Raw genomic sequence first — 19,468 nt, 5'->3', positions numbered from 1 at the left:
CCTAGTTTAAAAATAAACAATACCCATCCCTCAGGTCAGACGGGAGAAAAAAAGAGGTGAACGAAAGTGACGTCCACCCCTTTTGTATCCCCAAACTTTACTGAATGATGTTTTTCTCTTTATCTTTCACAGCATTTTTCATTGCATCCGTCACTTCAACGCCTTGCGCCTTAGCTGCTTTCAGGTTCAAGATCAGATCCAGCTTATCAGGAACCGTTACTTTCATGTCCGCTGGTTTTTTCCCGTTTTTCAAAATATCAACAGCCATTTGACCAACTTGATAACCATGATCGTAGTATTTGAAGCCAACCGTTGCAAATGCTCCTTTTTCCACGGTGTCGCGGTCACTGGAGAAGAACGGAATGTGCTTTTCATTAGCAATTTGAATGATGCCGTCTACACCGCTAACAACGGTGTTGTCAAGTGTAATCAAGAAAGCGTCTGCGCGTCCAACAAGGGATTGTGCAGCTTGCTTCACTTCAGATGTATTCGTTACTGGCGCCTTAACAAGCTTGATGTTATTTTTCGCCAATGCTTGCTCTGCATTTTTCGCCATAATAACCGCGTTTGGCTCACCTTCGTTGATAACAAGGCCGACCGTTTTCACTTTAGGCATGTTAGCTGCAACGAAATCCATCAATTGAGCGACCGCCATTGGGTTTGTGTCTGATGCTCCGGAAACAGTACCGCCCGGTTTATCTACATTCGTTACGATTTTAGCCGCAAGCGGGTCCGTTACTGCTGCGAACAAGACAGGTGCTTTCTTCACTTGTTGTACGACGGCTTGAGCGGATGGTGTTGCAATACCTAGTACTAGGTCACTGTCGGAGGAAGCAATTTTTTGCGCGATGGATAAATTGTTCGTTTGATCCCCTTGCGCATTGTTGTAGTCAAGCTTCAGGTTCGTGCCTTCTACGATCCCAGCGTCTTTAAGCGCTGCCAAAAAGCCCTGACGAGTTGCATCCAAAGAAGGATGTTCCACGATTTGGGAAATCGCGATTTTGTATGTCTTTGCCGCAGCTGCCGTTGCTGCTGGAGCTGTTGATGCGCCGCCTGCCGCAGGCGTTGTTTCTGCCTTTTGACCACAACCGGCTACGACCATAAGAGCTGCTGATAATACGAGTGATGCAAGTGCTTTCTTTTTCAATCTAATTACCCCTCTCTTTATTCCCTTTTGGTTGACTTGAACCCATTGCCCACTCATCACTTTAACGCTTTTGCTCAGCAAAGTGTGGAGGCGCTGTTTGGTATCCAAGCTGTGATTCTAATTTACCATAGTTTAATTGGCTCGCGTGTTTCCGTCAATCGTTTTATCAATTCTGCTAATATATGGAGGCGATCACTTTTCATTCTACTGGTAAAAGCCGCGAAGCATCTCATCCATCACCCGATTTGTCCGTGCAGCCGTGCGGCCTGTACTAGGACTTTTGCCCACACCTCTAAGCTCATCCACAACCATCCCGATCAGAGGTTGCTGAACATGCGCCGGATTCGGAATCGTATATTCCTGTACCTGACCGTCCGCCGTCTCCAAGCGAAGATCCCCGCCAAATGTTGAAAACGTTACTTTGCCGAGACTTCCGACAATCTCGTTCACATCACTGCGTTTGAAGCTGTTAAAGCTCCAAATTCCCGTCCCCATCACGCCTGACTCAAACGCATAGGCTGTTGTCACCATATCCTCGACTTGAAGCTGTCCACTCTGATTGCGAGCAAAGCCTTTGACCTCGCCGATTGGCCCCAGCAAATAGTCCAGAATGTCCAGCGTATGACTAGCCAAATCTACGAAAAGTCCGCCTCCTGAAAGTTCGGGTTGCAAGCGCCACGGAAGATCCTGACTCTGTTCCTCTCTGAGCATTTGCAAAAAAGTCGTTTGTACGAACCGGATTTCCCCCAGAGCTCCGCTGTCCAGTAGTTCCTTAATCTGAACAAACTTTGGTAACCCCCGGCGATAATAGGCAACGAATAGCGGCACCCCAGCTTCTTCGCACGCGGCGATCATCTCCAGACACTCCCCGTGATTCCTGGCCATTGGCTTCTCCACATAAACAGGCTTTCCTGCCTTAGCCGCCATCAACGTATATTCATGATGAAAACCAGGGGGCGTCGCCACATAAATGGCATTGACATCCGGATCATGAATAAGCGCATTCGCATCATCGTACCATTTGGCCACGCCGTGTCTTCTCGCGTAATCTTCCGCCAATGAGCCATTACGCCGCATGACAGCAACCAATTCAGAGCCTGCCACCTTTTGAAGGGCCGGTCCGCTTTTAACTTCGGTTACATCCCCACAACCAATAATTCCCCACCGTACTTTATCCATAAAAGCACCCCTCCAGATTATCGTTTGAATTCTACTTTACTTATTCGACAACCGTGCTTTTCCTCCTTTACAAGTGGCACACCATTTCCCATCAAAATTGGCACTGTGTATAGACCATCTCCATTGTTATAATGTCGTTAAAACCTATAAAGCAGGTGAGAAGCAAACATGTACATCCCTTCCCATTTTAAAATAAAAGATGACGACCTCATGTACGCTATTATCGAGCAAAATGGCTTTGCGACACTGATTTCTCAGCATGAAAATCGTCCTATCGCTACCCACTTGCCGCTTACGCTCGATCGCAACAATAAATGCTTGTATGGACATGTCGCGCGTCCGAATCCGCAATGGAGGGATCTTGAGCAGCAGGAGGTTTTGGTTATTTTTCAGGGGCCTCACAGCTATATCTCGCCCTCCTGGTACGAAACTAACGATTCCGTTCCCACGTGGAATTACGTGGCTGTTCATGTATACGGGCAAGCCGAGCTCATCGACGATGAGCATGAGGTGATGTCCTCCATGCAGAGCTTGATTGCCAAATATGAGGAGCCTGATAGCCCCTATGATTTGGGAGCCGTAGATTCCGCCTACCTGGCCGGATTAAGCAAAGGCATTCAAGGCTTCAAAATCCACATAACGGACATGGAAGGCAAGGCTAAATTAAGCCAAAATCATCCCGTTCAGCGTCAAGAGCTCGTTATCCAGAGGTTAGAGGCTCTAAATAGGGAAAATGAGCGAAATATCGCTGCCCTGATGAAAGAAAACCTTGAACTTCGTCGCCAGGCATAGGAAAAGGGTTGGACAGATGTCATCTGTCCAACCCTTTTTGATATCTCCGCATACACAGCAGGTTACCCTGTATGTCACCTATGTGATGGAGCCTCCGCGGGAGTCAGCGCCTCCTCCGGCACCAAACCCGAATCCGCGGAAAGCTGTTCCTGCAGCTGGAGCTGCTGCGTAGCAAACTCGCGGTACATCTCATGCGATTCCAGCAGCTCCTGATGCGTACCGCTTCCTGTCACCACACCTTTATCCAGGAAGATAATCTGGTCGGCATCCACCACCGTTGACAGACGATGCGCAATGACCAGCGTCGTCCTCCCCTGCATGAGGTTCTGCAGCGCTTGCTGCACAACAACCTCGGACTTGCTGTCCAGACTGGATGTTGCTTCGTCCAGCATCAAGATCTTCGGATCCCGCAGCAGAGCTCGCGCAATTGCAATTCGCTGCCGCTGTCCGCCAGACAGCTTGATGCCGCGTTCGCCGACTTCCGTCTCATACTTCTGCGGCAGCTCCTCAATAAACATATCCGCATAAGCCATCTGCGAAGCCCGCTTCAGCTCCTCCTGCGTCACCTCACGCTGCAAGCCATAACAAATATTATCCCGGATCGTGCCTGCAATCAGCGGACTCTCCTGTGAAACATACCCGATCTGGCTGCGCCAGGAAATAAGCGAGAACTGATCAATAGGATCGGCCCCTAAGGTAATAGAACCCTTCTGCGGCGTATAAAATCTCTCGAGCAGGGAGAACGTTGTCGTCTTCCCGCTTCCGCTCGGTCCTACGATCGCCGTCACTTTGCCAGCTTCCATCGTGAAGCTGACGTTTTTCAGTACGGATTCTCCTTCTTTGTAGCCATAGGTCACTTGATCGAAACGAATCGACTGGGAAGCATTCACTACAGGAACTCCTGCATGCGGATCCTCTTCTTCATAATCGAGCACTTTGAGGATTGTATCGGTTGCGCCCATCGCTTTTTGCGACTGATTGAAAAACTGTGTGATTTGCGTAATCGGCATAACAATTTGGAATAAATAAAGCATGAATGCCACTAATTGGCCCGCGGATATCGCACCTGAGGCTACCCGCATACCGCCGTAACCGAAGAGGACAACAAACAGCATCAGCATAACAAATGTAACAAGTGGCGCCATTAATGCTTGAATCTTACCTTCACGCAGCCCGAATTTAAAAAGCCTTTGAATCCCCGAGCTGCCTTCCTGATACTCCACGGGTTCTGCATTGGCCGCTTTCACCAAGCGGATCTCGGAGAGGACACGATTGAGCACAGAAGTGAAACTTGCTGTCTCAGCTTGCATGCCCTTGGAGATTTTGAACATTTGCCGGCCCAGCGGAAATAGGATGAGGAAAGCTATCGGGAATACGCTGAACATAATGAGCGTCATTTTCCAATCCATAAACAAGAGCACCGCAATAGAACCAACAATTGAAATAATACCTGTCACGAACCCTGACATATGCTCGGCGATTAACCCTTTAATCACAGCTGTATCATTGGTCATCCGGGAAATCGTATCGCCTGTCTGATTGTTATCGTAATAGCGAACTGGCAGCACGAGCAGCTTCTTCCATAGTCGCTCACGAATACCGGCCACAACGCTCTGTCCTGCGTGATTCAATAAATAAACGGAGACGCCCGAGGCAACAGCTGAGCCGACAAAAGCGATCGCCATGCCGCTAATCTGCATCCAGTTCAAGTTGCTGATGGAAAAGCTGTCGACTACATTTTTCGTAAATAACGGTATGACTAGCCCTGCCAATGTGGAAATAATGCTTAATCCCAATGCTATGCCTAGAAGAAGCTTCGGCGGATTCGCCTGCATGATCAAGCGGATGAATCCCCGCCAATTGCTCGCGCTTTTAGGCGCTTCTTTCCTAGTAATTGCCATGTATCTCTACTCCTTTACCCGATCGAATATACATCCGTCATGTGAATGATTCTCTACAGTATTTCTTTGCTAAAAGAATCATACACCTGTATTTTAAACGGAATATAAACAGGAACGAATCGGTCCGTGGACGTAGAGGAGGCTCATTCTCACTATGCTTCTGTTGAAATCTGCCAAATCACGCCGAACGGATCTTCGAGCCGACCGAACATTGTGCCCCAAAACATGCGTTCAAAAGGCATTATCACGGTGCCACCCTGCGATAACGCATCGAAAACACCTCTCGCTTCATCTTCACCTTTAAAATCCAACGTCAAATCCATCCCATTGCCCCTATCCACTGATTCCGAACCAGCATCCGCCATGAAAAAGCGTAGGCCAAGCGCATGCAGCTCCAAATGAAGCACACGATCCTTCATGGATTCATCAGCCCCCGGCATATCTGCGAATGTACGCAAGCTGACGATCTCACCACCAAGCGCTTTTACATAAAAATCCGACTGCTCTCTTGCATTTCTGCTATAAAAATACGGTGTTAACGTTGCCATAATCATTCCTCCTATTCACCCGGGTTGGTTGCAACCTAACCCCACACTAAACGGTCTCTGCCCTGCTCCTTAGCTGTATACAAAAGCGTATCCGCGGCTGCCACCAGCTCCGCCGTCCTTTGGTCCCTCACGCGGATCGTCGCTCCAAAACTCATCGTCACATGGAACCTCTCCTCGTCCGAACCGAACTCCAGCGCTTTCAGCTTGTCCTTGAATTGATCCATCCATTCACCCGCTATGTGCCGGTCATCCGTAAACAGAATAATGGCAAACTCCTCGCCACCATAGCGAAAAGCACGACCTTGGGTACTAGGAATAAGGGAGTCAAATAAACTCCCGATCGCCCGCAGCACAGAATCCCCGACTTGATGCCCATATCGGTCATTAATTTTTTTGAAATAATCAATATCCCCCATAATGAGGGTGAAATACCGCCTATTTGTAATCGTTTCCCTAATTTGCTCTTGAAAACTGCGATGATTGTAGAGCCCCGTTAGATAGTCCTTTTTAGCTAAATTCTCGAATATCCCCTTCTCCACAAAATGCTTACGCTCCCGTGCAACAATAATACCGCCAATCACACCGATCATGATGAGAAAAGCAAAATTAAACAAATGCCGCGGCAAATCCTCATCTATGAAACCGCCATCCACCAGGAATACCACGCCGAGATAGCCGATAATCATCATGTTCGTAGCAACCATAGCGCCTGTAAAGCTCCAGTAGAGTGAAGCGTGCAAAATAATGAGATAAGCAATCGGATAGAGCGGACTGTGCGTGCCTCCGGTCAGCGAAATGATCAAAAGAAAAGCCATGTAATCCATGAATACGCCAAGTCTCGTAACGTACCGATAAAGCATGGAATCAATCGGGCTGCGATGCAGAACATACTCCGTAAACCCCATGTATAGAACCGACACGACGAATAGTGTGCAAAATAGGATCAGATCCCACGTCGTATGGTGGTAATATTTCAGGAATAAAATCGTTCCCGTCGGCACAAAAAACCAACGAACACAACTATAAGCGATCTCCAAAATATGGTCGGATCTTCGGGTTTTAAACATGCTGGCAATCACTTCCCTGAAAATGGAATCCTACACCTCAGAATTTCTAGAATGGACCTATGATCTCCTTCTTCTTGCATCCTAGGGTGATGCCTTTCTTTGTGCTGGAACTGGCGCTGTACCTTCGTTCCTACTAATTTTGTTTTTTGCTGTTTCTTTCTATACAATATAAGGGTAAGACTTGATATAGATGATTTGGAGGAGGGAATTCGATGAATACGTTTACTTACTATAATCCAACCACGCTGCATTTCGGAGAGGGAACACTCGAGAAATTAACTGCAGAGGTACCCAAATACGGTAAAAATGTGCTGCTCGTGTATGGCGGCGGAAGCATTAAACTGAACGGCATCTATACCAAAGTTATTCACCTGCTGAAGAACATAGATGCTTCGATTTTCGAGCTGAGCGGTGTTGAACCCAACCCAAGACTCTCAACGGTTCACCGCGGTGTTGAAATGTGCCGAACGCAGAACATCGACTTGATCCTCGCCGTAGGCGGAGGCAGCGTAATTGACTGTGCCAAGGCGATTGCCGTCGGCGCCAAGTATGAAGGCGATTTCTGGGATATCGTTACACGTAAAGCATCCGCAACTGGCGCGTTGCCACTGGGCACTGTGCTTACGATTGCCGCAACAGGCTCGGAAATGAACTCCGGTTCCGTTATTACGAATTGGGATACCAAAGAAAAGCTCGGCTGGGGCAGCCCGTTCTCCTTCCCTAAATTTTCAATTCTCGATCCCGCTCACACAGCTTCCTTACCTGAAAATCAAACCGTATACGGTATGGTCGATATCATGTCACACGTATTCGAGCAATATTTCCATCATGTTGATAACACACTTATCCAAGATGGCTTTTGTGAAACGATTCTTCGCACCGTGATCGATACGGCGCCTCGCTTATTGCAGGATCTCACGGATCTGGAGAACCGTGCGACGATTCTTTACAGCGGTACCATGGCGCTGAACGGTACGCTCAGCATGGGACTTCGCGGCGATTGGGCGACGCATAACCTGGAGCATGCGGTGTCAGCCGTCCATGATATCCCGCACGGCGGAGGCCTTGCGATTCTATTCCCGAACTGGATGACCTACACGCTAGATGCCAATGTAGCGCGGTACAAACAGTTCGCGCAGCGCGTATTTGGCGTAACAACCGCAGGCAAATCGGACCGTCAAGTAGCCGAAGAAGGTATCGCGGAGCTTCGCGGGTTCTTGAACTCCATCGGCGCGCCAAGCCGCCTCGCGGATTACGATATCGACGATTCCACGATCGAGCTGATGGCTGATAAAGCCATGGTGTACGGCGATTTCGGGAACTTCAAGAAGTTAACGCGCGAGGATGTCGTTAACATTTACCGCATGTCACTATAACAAAAAGGCTATCCTTGAGCAGATTCATTTGCTTGAGGGTAGCCTTTTTTTGTTATGATCAAGCCGCCAGCCCACCCATTCTGCCTGCAAAGGGGAACTATAGGCCGCTATTTATGCCGAATCCGCAAATATCAGCGTCGATAGGAAACTACAGGGTCTTATTTGTCCCCTCACAACCAACTTTCCGCCTAAATCGTGGAAATAGGGGATTATAGTTCCCCCGAATCTGTGATATGGTGATTTTAGGACCAAATAGGGGACCGTAGTTCCCCTCGCGTAGCCTCTTAAGTCGCTTCATGCTCCAAGTTGCCTCACGCTTCGAGCCGTTGGCTAACGCAGCACCGTATAATCCCGCCACTCCTCCGGCAGCAAACGCTGATAAAGCGGCTGCAAGTATCGGTCATCAATCAGCAGCAGCACACCACGATCCGTTTCGGAGCGAATCAGCCGGCCGCCAGCCTGCTGCACCTTGTTCATGCCCGGGAAGACGTAGGCATATTCGTAACCGTTTTTGCCCGTTTCCTCAAGGTAAGCCTTGATCAGATTGCGTTCAGGTCCGAGCTGTGGAAGCCCTACACCAACAACGGCCACACCGGTCAACCGTTCGCCGACCAAATCGATGCCCTCCGAGAAGATGCCGCCCATCACAGCGAAGCCAACTAGTGTCCCAATCCGGCCTGCCTGAAACTCGGCCAAGTACTGCTCGCGCTCCTCTTCCGGCATCTGAACCGTCTGAACCAGAACATGGAGCAGGCTATGTTCTCCCTGCTCACCTACAAGATCTGTGAAAGCTTCATAGACGCTGTTCATGTACGCATACGATGGAAAAAAAACCAAATGGTTACCCGAACGACGGGTCACCATGTGATGAATCGAGCGGGCAATCGCCTCCCGGCTTCGCTCGCGGTCCTGATAGCGGGTCGACAGCGGCTGGACGAAAACCTCCAGCTGTTCCTTGGCAAAAGGCGAAGGCACGCTCACGGAGTAGTCCTCCTCGCCCGCTCCCAGCGTGTCCATGAAAAAGGACAGCGGGGAAAGTGTCGCCGAGAAGAATACATGCGAGCGATAGCCTTTCCCCATCTGCCGGAGCAGATGGGAAGGATCCAGGCAGAAGAGCTTCACGCTGACTTCGCCACGATCAGATGTGAACAACGTCATATAACGTTCGTCGTACAGCTTGGCAATACGGACGAAATTGTGGGCTTCGAAGTAAGTCTCCAGCAGCAGTGGGCTCGCGGGGCTCCCCCCGCTTGCAGCTAGTTCCTTCTCAGCGCCTGCCAGGAAGCCATCGAGCAGTGCTAGGAGCGCTTCCGGCAGCTCCGGTTCCACGAGCATCGGGCGGTCTCCGATTCTTTTGCGCAGCGTAATGAAATATTGGTTGATGGCCTTCGCTGCATCGTGCAGATCAGCGCGAACGCCTTTAAACTCCCGCTGCAGCGCTAGAAACCCGGATTTGGAGAGTGTGCTGCTGTACATCTCCCGCGCCCGGTCAATCAAATTGTGCGCTTCATCCACGAGTAAAGTCGAGTGCCGCCTTTGCTCCTCGAATAGCCTTTTTAAATTGACGCGAGGGTCAAAAATATAGTTGTAATCACAAATGACCGCGTCTGCGGCATAAGCGACATCTAGGGAAAACTCAAAGGGACAGACCCGATGCTTCTGTGCATACGCTTCAATCACCGTGCGCGTCATGATCGTCTCTGATTTAAGAAGATCGAGCACAGCATCGTTAATGCGGTCGTAATAACCATCGGCGAATTCGCAATGCTCTTTGGTGCAGCGAACTTCGTCCTTCAGGCACACCTTCTCCTTCGCCGTGATGGTCACAACATGGAACTGAAGTCCTTGTGTTTGCAGCAGTCCATACGCTTCCTCTGCCGCTGTACGTGTAATTGTCTTCGCCGTCAAATAAAAAATCCGCTGCAGCAGCCCTTCACCAATCGCTTTCACAGACGGAAACAAGGTCGACATTGTCTTCCCGATGCCGGTCGGCGCTTTGGCGAACAGCTTGCGTCCTTCGCTGATCGATTTGTACACAGCTCCGGCCAGTTTGCGTTGTCCCTCACGATACGCTGGAAACGGGAATTTTAGCTCCTTGATACTACGGTCCCTGAGCTGCTCATGCTCATATATGGCCTGTGCATAGGGGTAATACCGCTCCACCACGTCATGTACGAGCTGCTCCAGCTCGCTGAATGAAACTTCCTTCACGAATCGGCGCGTATCTTCCGTCTCCACCTGCATATAAGTAAGTTGAACGCGCATATGATGAAGCTCGCGATCTTTGGCTACCATATAGGCATAGCACATTGCTTGCGCCCAATGCACGGGGTACGAATCCTCTTCGATCTCGCTAATATCCGAGGAGGTAGACTTGATCTCATCCACTGTCACAAGGCCGCCGTCCGCATCTTGAAGGAGACCGTCGCACCGCCCGTCAATGACGAATAGGAGCTCCCGGCAGGCAATCTCAGCGGAAACATACACTTCATGCTGATCCAGTTCACCGTATTGCTTCTGCAGTTTTTGATGTGCCTTCGTGCCTTCAACCAGCGCAGCGCTTGTCCGAAAGCCGGACTCAATACTCCCTCTGCGAAACACATATTCCACCAGAGAGCGCACGGAAATGTTGATCGTTTCAGCCATTCGTCCTTCTCCGTTCTAGAACATTTGTTCTTTATTGTAGCATGCAGACGGACCAATATCTACTTTTTCAGGAAAGGAGCCCCCATGTTCTATTTCAGTAAAATCTTCCTTAAACTGCTGCGAATGAACAACAAGTTCATCTATAGTCTAGCCTTTCTGTTTATCCTTCTATCTGCCATCAGCGCTTATATGTTGGAAAAAGAAACCTTCGGCAGCGTCTTCAACGGACTTTGGTGGGTGATGACAACCGTGACCACCACGGGGTATGGGGACTACGCGCCAAAAACTGTAGCTGGCAAATGCCTCGGCATTTTTCTATATATTTTCGGAATTGGCCTCATCTCCGTCACGATCAGCAAAGTCGTTGATTCATTATTCGTATACAGACAGCGAAAGGAAGAGGGCAAATTGAGATATCAAGGCGAACAGCATTTCGTAATCATTGATTGGAGCAAAAATGCCGAGCTGGCGATCCAAGAAATTTTGAACACGGATACATCAACAGAGGTCGTACTCATCGATACCCTCGAGAAAACACCGATCGTACATAATAGAGTCCATTATATTAGAGGCAATCCTACACATATGGAAACTTTGGAAATGGCCAATATGGATAAAGCCCGCTCCGTCTTCATCTTCGCCAACGAGATCACAGAGGACCAGGCTATGCTGCGTGACCCCTCTTTTGTTGATGGCAAAACACTGCTAGTCGCCACAACCATCGAGCGCAACTACCGCAACGTCCATTCCATCGTCGAAATCAAAAACAGTGAAAATATGCAAAACTTCAAGCATGTCAACGTGAATGAATTTATCCTCGGCTCCGAGACCATTTCGCAGCTTGCCGTTCGTTCGGCTTTTTCACCCGGATCGTCACGGATTGTGTCGCAGCTCTTGACCAGACAGTCCAGCAGCAGCCTTCAAGTGCTTGGTAAAAGGAGCTCTTGGCGCACGTACCGCGACGCGTTTGAGCACCTGCTCCTTGAGGGGGCGACACTGATCTCCGATCGGGATCAACTGAATATTAACCAGAAGTTAGACCAACTCATTCCCGAGGATGCGCAGCTCTTCGTCATCTGTGACGCGGAAACCTACGACCGCCTTTCTAAGCTAAAATAATACAAATAGGACACCAACCTCTCGCTTAGCGCAGAAGAATGGTGTCCTTTTTCTTTATCCTTATGTTCAACCCTTAGGCTTAGCCTGAGCTGGCTGAACCCAACGAAACGGTGTCGTATTCCAAAATAAATCCGGATTGACCTGTACATTATGCGCCCAAAATGTAAAGTGCAAATGCGGCCCCGTCGAGAACCCGGTTGTGCCGACGAGCCCAATGATGTCGCCTTGTTTCACCCGGTCACCTGTTTTCACTCGCAGCTCGGAGAGATGCGCGTACTGCGAAAAAAGCCCCATCCCATGATCGAGATAGATGGAATTGCCGGTCAAATACAGGCTCTCGGCCAGCGCCACGATGCCATCATTGGTCGCTTTGATCGGCGTGCCCTCCTTCGCGGCCAGGTCAACCGCCATATGCGCGCTATCGTACTTCCCGTTAACATAACGGGTATAGCCATATGGCGTCGTCAAGATCCCCTCGATGGGCTTCACGAATGGCCCGCTGAACAGAAACTCTGGCTCGGACTTGCTTCGCGCCAGATCGATTTTCTTCTGATCGGCATTGATGCGCGCCGCATCCTGCTTCATGCTCTCCATCTCAGACGTGACTTTGAGATACTGCGTCTCAAACTTCTTCGGCACGACGGTGAGCGTCTGATCGCCGATCGTGTATTTGCCGGGCTTCGCACTCATCGAAATCGGCAAATACGTGAAATATCCCGCTCCGTAAGGCTGGAGCGTGTAGGTTTTGTTCAGCCAGGTGATGGTGCCTGGCTCATCATGACGAACAAGCACCGCATCTCCAGGTGCCGCGCTGCTTGGCACGAGCTTCCATTTGGCGCTCATGATCCCTTTTGCTGCGTCCTTCGTTGCGTAAAGCTCCTGCTCCTTCGCCAGTTGCTGCAAGTGGCTCTTCTCCTTGAGGATCGCCTCTTTGACCTCTGCGGTCATGCCATCCACCCAAGTCTGCCCGCCGTCTGCGGTTATCAGCAGCGGATTCTTCGCATCCTTGCTGCTCGCGGGCAGTGCCCAACCAATACGCGGTGTCAGGTACTGCGTTTGCTTCACCGGAAACGTAGCCGCGCCTAATGTCACCGTCAACGGGCTAGGGCTAGGCGGGCTAGTTGACCCAGCTTCCTCTAAGCTTAAGAGCTCCGCCAGGGAACCATCAACTGCTGTTTCCGCAGCAGCCACTTCTCCAGCTGCGGGCAGCCACAAGCCTCCGCCATCCTCGGTCGCTGCGATCCCATCGGCGTATTTCACCCATCCGTGGTCTAGATCGACCATACGGAACTCCAATGCCTCTCTAGGCGGTGGTGTGGGCACTGGTGTTGCGGCGGCGGGAGTATCCTTCCCGGCGGTGTTCCAGGAAGAGACGGGGCCAAATGGTGATTTGCCTACTACGATGACGACACAAGCCGCAAGTACACAAGCGCCTACCAACAGCGGCCATTGCCGACGTTTTTTTGTTTTCACTTGCCTCTATTCCTCCCTCGCTTGCGATGGGCTAATTCTTCCAATACGAGTCCATAATAACATAAAAAACCCGAAGACAGCAGGGTCTCCGGGTTTCCATTATATTAAATTTGAACGCCTTTTTTGAGCGCTTTCTGATCACTGCTTGTGTTATTAACTAAAGGAAGTAACTTGACGCTTCGAACCATGGTGGACTGACACAAGTGGCAAGTCGGAACGTGATCGAATGTAAAATTATCTCGCATCCAGCCTTTACAGCCTTCTTGTTCACAAGACCATATCGTCACATTTTCTAGAGGCATCTCTTCAAATGACTTTTTTCTGGAATACATGATGAACCTCCTCAGCGTTTTACGTAAGTAAACTTCAATAGCTAAATTGAAAAAGACTGCCATTACAAAGTAAAGGCAGTCTTTTAAATTATATTACAGTTTTACAACGTTTTCTGCTTGTGGTCCGCGGTTGCCTTGAACAACGCTGAACTCAACTTGTTGGCCTTCGTCCAAAGTTTTGAAACCGTCGCCTTGGATTGCGGAGAAGTGAACGAATACATCGTTGCCGCCTTCAACTTCGATGAAACCGAAACCTTTTTCTGCGTTAAACCATTTTACTGTACCAGTAGCCATGAGAAATACCTCCAAAAATTATTAACATGTTTTTTATTCTTCAAAGAGAAAAAAATTCACACATTGTATAAGGTTCACTAACAAAAATGAGAAACCCTTTACAATATGTGAATTCAGGTTCTTTTTGTCGATTGGATTTATAATAACACATCACATTTGAAAACGCAAACTATTTCCAATTCTTACATGCTAAATGTAATCGCTTACCCCGACCATCCAGGCAACTAAGGAGGAGAGTGCCCCCAACTTTAGTCTAGGAAGTCACTTGGTCCCTGGACCGTTTGCCGCTTACAGCAGGGACTCTATACTGAAGGTATCGTAAACACTTAGGAGGGTCTTCATTTTGTACAGCATAAGCATTGGAACCATATTATTAGCCTCGTTGCTATTCGTGATATTCACCTGGATCGGGAGCGTTAAAGCTTCTCGACTGCTCTATAGCCGCACAATTGAACGCATGCACCGTAAAACGCGCAAGCTCTTGTTCTGGGCATGGTTCCCAATCATCCCAGCCGCCGCAATTCTAGGAGCTATCGTCTGGATGCAGCAGACTATGCTCACAACTTTTTGGATCGACCACGCGCTTATTCAAGCACCGCTGCTCATTCTGCCGCTTCTAACCATCTGGTTCGTAGCGGTGCCTAAACTGCTCAAGCTTCGTTCCATCACGAAGCAGGTACCAGGAGAGCCCGAGCAGACAGTGCCAGTTGATTCGACAGCACACTTGAGAGCAGCCGCTCCGGGCCTCATCATTCCTTTTCAAATGACTGCACTCGCCGCATTAACTTCCTTTTATTTCGCACTAGTGCCGCCTGTGCCGTTCAAATGGCTCGATATTTCCATACCACTGGCTGTCTTCGTGCTGGCAACGGCAGGACTTTGGTGGAGGCACCAGATCCGTTATGGGGAGGTAAGTAAGATGGAAACTTATACAGCCCCAGCCTTTTGGAAACGTAGCTTGGTTATGCTCAGTGTACTCGCAGTGCTGGGGGCATCAGGGTATTATCTCTTTAACTATGCCATGGACAAAAGTGAACTGCCTGCCGAAATCGATATGGCAAGCGGAACGCATGATTACGGCGGTGTGATGCCAGCAGACATGAGTCTGCATAATCACCAAAGCGGGATGGCGGCAATGAACGGCAATACGGGCAAAATGATCTCTGTCGCCGACCTGACAGGTCCGCGCGAGGGGACGCCGGATCGTCATTTTACACTTACCGCTCAGAAAAAAACGGTCACGCTCCGTTCAGGCAAAACCGTAGATGCTTGGACGTATAATGGGCAAATTCCTGGTCCAGAGCTCCGCATGAAAGAGGGAGAGTTGATCGAGGTTACGCTCATTAACCAAGATATCGAGCAAGGCGTTACTGCTCACTGGCATGGCCTTGATGTGCCGAATGCCGAAGATGGTGTTGCCGGTGCCACGCAAAATGCGGTCATGCCAGGTGAAACGTATACGTACCGTTTCCGCGCTGAACAGGTCGGCACCTTCTGGTATCATTCCCATCAGGACTCGCGCGAAGCCGTCAGCATGGGACTCTTCGGGGCGCTAATCGTGGAGCCGAAAACGGAACCTTTGCAGCCGGTAAAAGATATCACCGTGATGACACATCGCTGGAAAGACGCTTCGATTGCGATTGGCGACTCGGATCAACTCGAACGCGTGACGATCGCTCCAGGAACGCCTGTCCGAATGCGGTTGATTAACACGGACGATTGGGTGAATCAAAACTACACGCTCGTTGGCACACATTTTGAGGTGGCGGCCATTGATGGAACTGATCTGAATAAGCCAGATGTGTTAACCAATACCCGCATAGTTGTGCCTACGGGAGGAAGGTACGATATCACATTCATTATGCCTGAGCGCCCAGTCTATCTAAATGTAGGAGAGAATCGTAATGGAGGCATTCTCATGTCTTCCGATGGCAGCGGCAACGTCCCTGAGACTCCGCAGACCGTGGATTTCGATCCGCTCTCCTATGGAAGCCCAGCGGTAACCGCTTTTGATGCGAGCAGCCGCTTCGACAGAGAGTTCACCTTAATTCTGGATAATAAACTCGGCATTTATAACCGCAACTTTGATTTCCTCTATACATTGAATGGAGAAGTATTCCCGAATGCGCCGATGTTCATGGTGAAGGAAGGGGATATCGTCAAAACGACGTTCATTAATCGCGGGAATGTCGAACACCCGATGCATTTGCATGGACATCACGTGCTTGTCTTGTCGCGCAATGGCAAGCCCTCAACCGGCAGCCCCTGGTGGTCGGATACGCTGAACGTACTGCCGGGAGAGACGTATGAAGTTGCCTTTGTAGCCAATAATCCGGGGTTATGGATGGATCACTGCCATAATCTCGTGCATGCCGCCGCAGGCATGTCGATGCACCTTATGTACGAAGGCGTGACAACCCCTTATTCCGTGGGCCGCGGAACGCAAAATCATCCCGAGTAAAAAAGAGGGAGGGGATGTAGGGTTCATGTTAGCATTCATAACATTTCGTTGACAAATGGCCCTCATCCGTTTACGCTATAGGAAAGCAGGAACAACACGAACTGAATATTCTCTTTCGTATAACCTTAATAATCGGATTAAGGGTCTCTACTTAGAAACCGTAAATTTCTAGCTACGAAGAATGTGCGCATTTGCATATTTTTCGCGGCTAGTTTTTTTGTGTTCCTGACGTCATACAATAAACAGAAGTAGGAGGTTTATGCCCATGGCGACTATTCTTATTAAACAGGCAGAAATAGTAACAATGAACCGCGACGGGGATATTTTCGTAGGAGATATCCTCATTGAAGATGACAGGATCAAGGCAATCGGACCTGACCTAAATGTAGACCCCGCGCAAGTGGACAAAGTGATTAACGCTACGAACCGGACGGTCATTCCAGGCTTCGTGCAGACTCATATTCATCTATGCCAAACGTTGTTCCGCGGCAAAGGGGACGATCTGGAGCTGATGGATTGGCTGAAACAGCGAATTTGGCCATTGGAGGCCTCACACGACGAGGAATCCATCTATTATTCCGCCTTGCTGGGAATCGGCGAGTTGATTCAAAGCGGTACAACGACCATCGTAGATATGGAGACGGTGCATCATACCGACTTCGCCTTCCAAGCCATCGCATCGAGCGGGATTCGCGCTTTATCCGGCAAAGTGATGATGGACAAAGGCGATGAGGTGCCATTCCCTTTGCAAGAAAAAACGTCCGAATCGCTTCAGCAAAGCGTCGATTTGCTCGAAAAGTGGAACGGCCACGACGACGGCCGCATCCAATACGCGTTCTCGCCGCGATTCGTCATCTCGTGCACGGAGGAGCTGCTGCGTGAGGTTCGCAGCTTATCCGAGCAGTACCAAGTGAAAGTGCATACGCACGCATCTGAGAATCTGGGCGAGATTGAGATTGTGCAGGCCGAGACCGGCATGCGCAATGTCGTTTATCTCGACCATCTGGGATTAGCGAATGAGCGCCTCATTCTAGCGCACTGCATTTGGCTGGATGACGAGGAGAAGCGCATCATCCATGAGCGCGGCGTCCACGTGAGCCACTGCCCGGGCTCCAACCTGAAGCTGGCCTCGGGCATTGCCGAGACGCCCGACATGCTGAAGCTCGACATTTCCGTCTCGTTAGGTGCTGATGGCGCTCCGTGCAACAACAATCTCGATATGTTCAACGAGATGCGTTTGGCTGCACTCATTCAGAAGCCCGTGCACGGACCGACGGCGATGAACGCGCAGACGGTCTTCCGCATGGCGACCATCGGCGGCGCACGCGCAGTCGGTATGGAGAAGGAGATCGGCAGCCTCGAGGTCGGCAAGAAAGCCGACTTGGCGATCCTCGATCTGATCAATTTCCACACGTATCCGTCCTTCGACGTGGATCCGATCTCGCGCATCGTGTACTCCGCAACACGCGCTGATGTGGAGACAACGATCATCAATGGGCGGATCGTGATGGAAAACCGCATCATGCGGACCATCGACAAGGACATCGTCCTGCCTGAGGCAAACCGCTCGATCCAGCGGCTGCTGAAGCGCGCTAACCTGCGCTAAACAGCAAAAGCCTGCCGTCCTCCTGCATGCAAATGCCGGTTGGTCAGCAGGCTTTTTTCTTCATTTTCCGCAGCTATCGCTTTCTTATCGCGGATACAGGTTCGTCTGTGAGAACATGTAAAACGTACAGCAAACCTTTGCGTTTTAGCCTACTTCAGAAGTGATCATGCATTTTGTACATCAAAATCAGTAGATATCCCCGAAAATGGGGTGATTTTGCTAAATTTGATGTACTTATTGCATGATATGACTCCCTGAGGCCACAAGTCTCGTCTATTTGATGTACTTTTTGCATGTTGTGTGACTAGACGTTACTATCACGATCATCACTACTTACCCCACAGCAGCTTCCCAGCCTCCAGTTTAGTAAGCTTCGTAACATCCCGCGCGGCGTCCTTCTTCTGAATAGCTTCCTTCTGGGTTGTGGTAGCTGGTTCATTCCGAATGATCGCATCTAAATTATCATATGCCACTTTCTTGATCAGCGTTGGATCGCCAATGGCATCCATGACACGATACATCGCTTCGATCGCGACATCTTCGGTAGCAAGTCCGTAGCCGGAGTCTGTGCTAAGCATGAACTTGTCAGGGAATTGCTTCATAACAGGGAGAAAATCCTCGATTCGGTTCCTACTTTCCGGATTGAGTAAGGTAAACCCTGCGAAAAAATCCATATAGACATTATCATGCCTCTCTAATAATCCTTGGATATTCTCAGGAGAATTATAGGCATTCGCATGACCAAAAATGAAAGTTGTCTTAGGATGCGCGGCCAAAGCTTCCTCCAATTTATCAATCACGAAACCATTCGGAGGATCGATATGGAGCAGGATTGGCGCTTGATACTCGGCACACAACTCATAAATTTGCGGAAGAAAGCCGTCCATAGGGTCCTTGGCTTTCCACTCCACCTTCGATACAGCGGGTGAGTAGTACGAAGCGGCAGCAATTTCACCAAGGCCAAAATAACCTTGTTCCAGATTATTTCTTACAACCTCAAGACTAGAAGGATCATGCAGATCAAAGCCTGAGAAGTAAGGCACAAAGAAATCTGGCCTTTCTATATAAGCGCTCCAGGCATAGGCATCAGTTTGAATCGCGCTCGACTCCGATACATCCCCGAAAAGAATAACGCGATCCATCGCATCCCGTTTCCACATATTTTGCATGCCTGTGTACCTTGAACCGCTAGCATCATGGTTATGTGCATCCGAAAGCGACACAGAGCCATATTGCTGAAGCAGATCGTCAAAACTCTTTTTCGCAGGCGCAGACGGTGTCGCTTCAGCTGCTGTTGCCATTATTATTGCCGCCGGAGAGGTTACAACCTCTGTCGGCTTGCTTCTCATTTCCCCGAGATGAAGCGAGTTCAAAATCCAAATCCCAGCCCCGATACAAACACAAACGCAAACGCTTACACCAATAAGCACGCTCATTCTCTCATTAGACATCTTAGCACTCCGTTCTTTTAGCCAATCCCCACCTAATACTCATCGCCTAAATTATACCATTATTTTCATTTTGTAA

At 49.6% G+C, this 19,468-nt stretch carries 15 protein-coding genes and 1 riboswitch; of the genes, 5 read left to right on the top strand and 10 right to left on the bottom strand.

The window, feature by feature from the left end:
* Positions 1 to 97: 97 nt before the first annotated feature.
* Together AC58VC_RS28115 and AC58VC_RS28110 are read right to left on the bottom strand one after the other, a co-directional pair.
* Entirely contained in the window at positions 98 to 1,147 is a 1,050-nt protein-coding gene (locus AC58VC_RS28115; RefSeq protein ID WP_497373585.1) for an ABC transporter substrate-binding protein, read from the bottom strand.
* Between the two features lie 204 nt (positions 1,148 to 1,351).
* On the bottom strand, positions 1,352 to 2,326 hold the full coding sequence (locus tag AC58VC_RS28110; RefSeq protein WP_497373583.1) for a Gfo/Idh/MocA family protein: 975 nt from the start codon (positions 2,324 to 2,326) through the stop codon (positions 1,352 to 1,354).
* A gap of 168 nt (positions 2,327 to 2,494) precedes the next feature.
* Between AC58VC_RS28110 and AC58VC_RS28105 the strand changes: the two genes are divergently transcribed.
* Positions 2,495 to 3,118: an FMN-binding negative transcriptional regulator gene (locus AC58VC_RS28105; protein WP_497373581.1), complete on the top strand. Its 624-nt coding sequence runs from the start codon at positions 2,495 to 2,497 to the stop codon at positions 3,116 to 3,118.
* Positions 3,119 to 3,192: 74 nt separating this feature from the next.
* Here AC58VC_RS28105 and AC58VC_RS28100 read toward each other — a convergent pair whose 3' ends face one another.
* The 3 genes from AC58VC_RS28100 to AC58VC_RS28090 all read right to left on the bottom strand — a co-directional run bounded on the left by AC58VC_RS28100 (position 3,193) and on the right by AC58VC_RS28090 (position 6,634).
* Entirely contained in the window at positions 3,193 to 5,019 is a 1,827-nt protein-coding gene (locus AC58VC_RS28100) for an ABC transporter ATP-binding protein (protein ID WP_497373579.1), read from the bottom strand.
* A gap of 152 nt (positions 5,020 to 5,171) precedes the next feature.
* Complete coding sequence (locus tag AC58VC_RS28095) at positions 5,172 to 5,567, bottom strand: VOC family protein (RefSeq protein ID WP_497373577.1); 396 nt, start codon at positions 5,565 to 5,567, stop codon at positions 5,172 to 5,174.
* A 35-nt stretch (positions 5,568 to 5,602) separates the two neighbouring features.
* On the bottom strand, positions 5,603 to 6,634 hold the full coding sequence (locus tag AC58VC_RS28090; RefSeq protein ID WP_497373575.1) for a GGDEF domain-containing protein: 1,032 nt from the start codon (positions 6,632 to 6,634) through the stop codon (positions 5,603 to 5,605).
* A gap of 212 nt (positions 6,635 to 6,846) precedes the next feature.
* Here AC58VC_RS28090 and AC58VC_RS28085 point away from each other — a divergent pair, with 212 nt between their 5' ends.
* Complete coding sequence (locus AC58VC_RS28085; protein ID WP_497373573.1) at positions 6,847 to 8,010, top strand: iron-containing alcohol dehydrogenase; 1,164 nt, start codon at positions 6,847 to 6,849, stop codon at positions 8,008 to 8,010.
* A gap of 330 nt (positions 8,011 to 8,340) precedes the next feature.
* Here AC58VC_RS28085 and AC58VC_RS28080 read toward each other — a convergent pair whose 3' ends face one another.
* Positions 8,341 to 10,656 (bottom strand): ATP-dependent DNA helicase, encoded by a 2,316-nt coding sequence (locus AC58VC_RS28080; protein WP_497373571.1) that lies wholly within the window; start codon positions 10,654 to 10,656, stop codon positions 8,341 to 8,343.
* On the opposite strand from AC58VC_RS28080, the gene AC58VC_RS28075 reads away from it, so the two are divergent.
* Positions 10,540 to 11,775: an ion channel gene (locus AC58VC_RS28075; protein WP_497373569.1), complete on the top strand. Its 1,236-nt coding sequence runs from the start codon at positions 10,540 to 10,542 to the stop codon at positions 11,773 to 11,775. The two genes, AC58VC_RS28080 and AC58VC_RS28075, sit on opposite strands and share 117 nt — an antisense overlap.
* A 66-nt stretch (positions 11,776 to 11,841) precedes the next feature.
* Here AC58VC_RS28075 and AC58VC_RS28070 read toward each other — a convergent pair whose 3' ends face one another.
* From AC58VC_RS28070 to AC58VC_RS28060, 3 genes are all read right to left on the bottom strand, one after another.
* Positions 11,842 to 13,248: a M23 family metallopeptidase gene (locus AC58VC_RS28070; protein ID WP_497373567.1), complete on the bottom strand. Its 1,407-nt coding sequence runs from the start codon at positions 13,246 to 13,248 to the stop codon at positions 11,842 to 11,844.
* Between the two features lie 104 nt (positions 13,249 to 13,352).
* Positions 13,353 to 13,580 (bottom strand): cold-shock protein, encoded by a 228-nt coding sequence (locus tag AC58VC_RS28065; RefSeq protein WP_145665171.1) that lies wholly within the window; start codon positions 13,578 to 13,580, stop codon positions 13,353 to 13,355.
* Between the two features lie 93 nt (positions 13,581 to 13,673).
* Positions 13,674 to 13,874, bottom strand: a complete 201-nt coding sequence (locus AC58VC_RS28060) for a cold-shock protein (RefSeq protein ID WP_079415431.1) — start codon at positions 13,872 to 13,874, stop codon at positions 13,674 to 13,676.
* Positions 13,875 to 14,217: 343 nt separating this feature from the next.
* Between AC58VC_RS28060 and AC58VC_RS28055 the strand changes: the two genes are divergently transcribed.
* Both AC58VC_RS28055 and AC58VC_RS28050 read left to right on the top strand, forming a co-directional pair.
* Positions 14,218 to 16,335, top strand: coding sequence for a multicopper oxidase family protein (locus AC58VC_RS28055; protein ID WP_497373565.1), 2,118 nt, complete (start codon positions 14,218 to 14,220; stop codon positions 16,333 to 16,335).
* Between the two features lie 95 nt (positions 16,336 to 16,430).
* Positions 16,431 to 16,530, top strand: a riboswitch (purine riboswitch).
* Between the two features lie 70 nt (positions 16,531 to 16,600).
* Positions 16,601 to 17,941: a 5'-deoxyadenosine deaminase gene (locus tag AC58VC_RS28050; protein ID WP_497373563.1), complete on the top strand. Its 1,341-nt coding sequence runs from the start codon at positions 16,601 to 16,603 to the stop codon at positions 17,939 to 17,941.
* A 329-nt stretch (positions 17,942 to 18,270) separates the two neighbouring features.
* Here AC58VC_RS28050 and AC58VC_RS28045 read toward each other — a convergent pair whose 3' ends face one another.
* The gene (locus AC58VC_RS28045) at positions 18,271 to 19,392 is read right to left on the bottom strand and encodes an amidohydrolase family protein (RefSeq protein WP_497373561.1); all 1,122 of its coding nucleotides are present in this window, start codon (positions 19,390 to 19,392) and stop codon (positions 18,271 to 18,273) included.
* Positions 19,393 to 19,468 lie beyond the last annotated feature (76 nt).

The organism is Paenibacillus sp. J22R67 (assembly GCF_059692175.1).
Note: the sequence above shows the minus strand (reverse complement) of the source record. Positions and strands in the feature narration are given on the sequence as shown.

Bases quoted from the DNA above. Each gene is read 5' to 3' on its own strand.
- AC58VC_RS28110 (WP_497373583.1), bottom strand. From the start codon at position 2,326: ATGGATAAAGTACGGTGGGGAATTATTGGTTGTGGGGATGTAACCGAA.
- AC58VC_RS28105 (WP_497373581.1), top strand. From the start codon at position 2,495: ATGTACATCCCTTCCCATTTTAAAATAAAAGATGACGACCTCATGTAC.
- AC58VC_RS28100 (WP_497373579.1), bottom strand. From the start codon at position 5,019: ATGGCAATTACTAGGAAAGAAGCGCCTAAAAGCGCGAGCAATTGGCGG.
- AC58VC_RS28095 (WP_497373577.1), bottom strand. From the start codon at position 5,567: ATGGCAACGTTAACACCGTATTTTTATAGCAGAAATGCAAGAGAGCAG.
- AC58VC_RS28090 (WP_497373575.1), bottom strand. From the start codon at position 6,634: ATGTTTAAAACCCGAAGATCCGACCATATTTTGGAGATCGCTTATAGT.
- AC58VC_RS28085 (WP_497373573.1), top strand. From the start codon at position 6,847: ATGAATACGTTTACTTACTATAATCCAACCACGCTGCATTTCGGAGAG.
- AC58VC_RS28075 (WP_497373569.1), top strand. From the start codon at position 10,540: ATGTGCCTTCGTGCCTTCAACCAGCGCAGCGCTTGTCCGAAAGCCGGA.
- AC58VC_RS28080 (WP_497373571.1), bottom strand. From the start codon at position 10,656: ATGGCTGAAACGATCAACATTTCCGTGCGCTCTCTGGTGGAATATGTG.
- AC58VC_RS28065 (WP_145665171.1), bottom strand. From the start codon at position 13,580: ATGTATTCCAGAAAAAAGTCATTTGAAGAGATGCCTCTAGAAAATGTG.
- AC58VC_RS28060 (WP_079415431.1), bottom strand. From the start codon at position 13,874: ATGGCTACTGGTACAGTAAAATGGTTTAACGCAGAAAAAGGTTTCGGT.
- AC58VC_RS28050 (WP_497373563.1), top strand. From the start codon at position 16,601: ATGGCGACTATTCTTATTAAACAGGCAGAAATAGTAACAATGAACCGC.
- AC58VC_RS28045 (WP_497373561.1), bottom strand. From the start codon at position 19,392: ATGTCTAATGAGAGAATGAGCGTGCTTATTGGTGTAAGCGTTTGCGTT.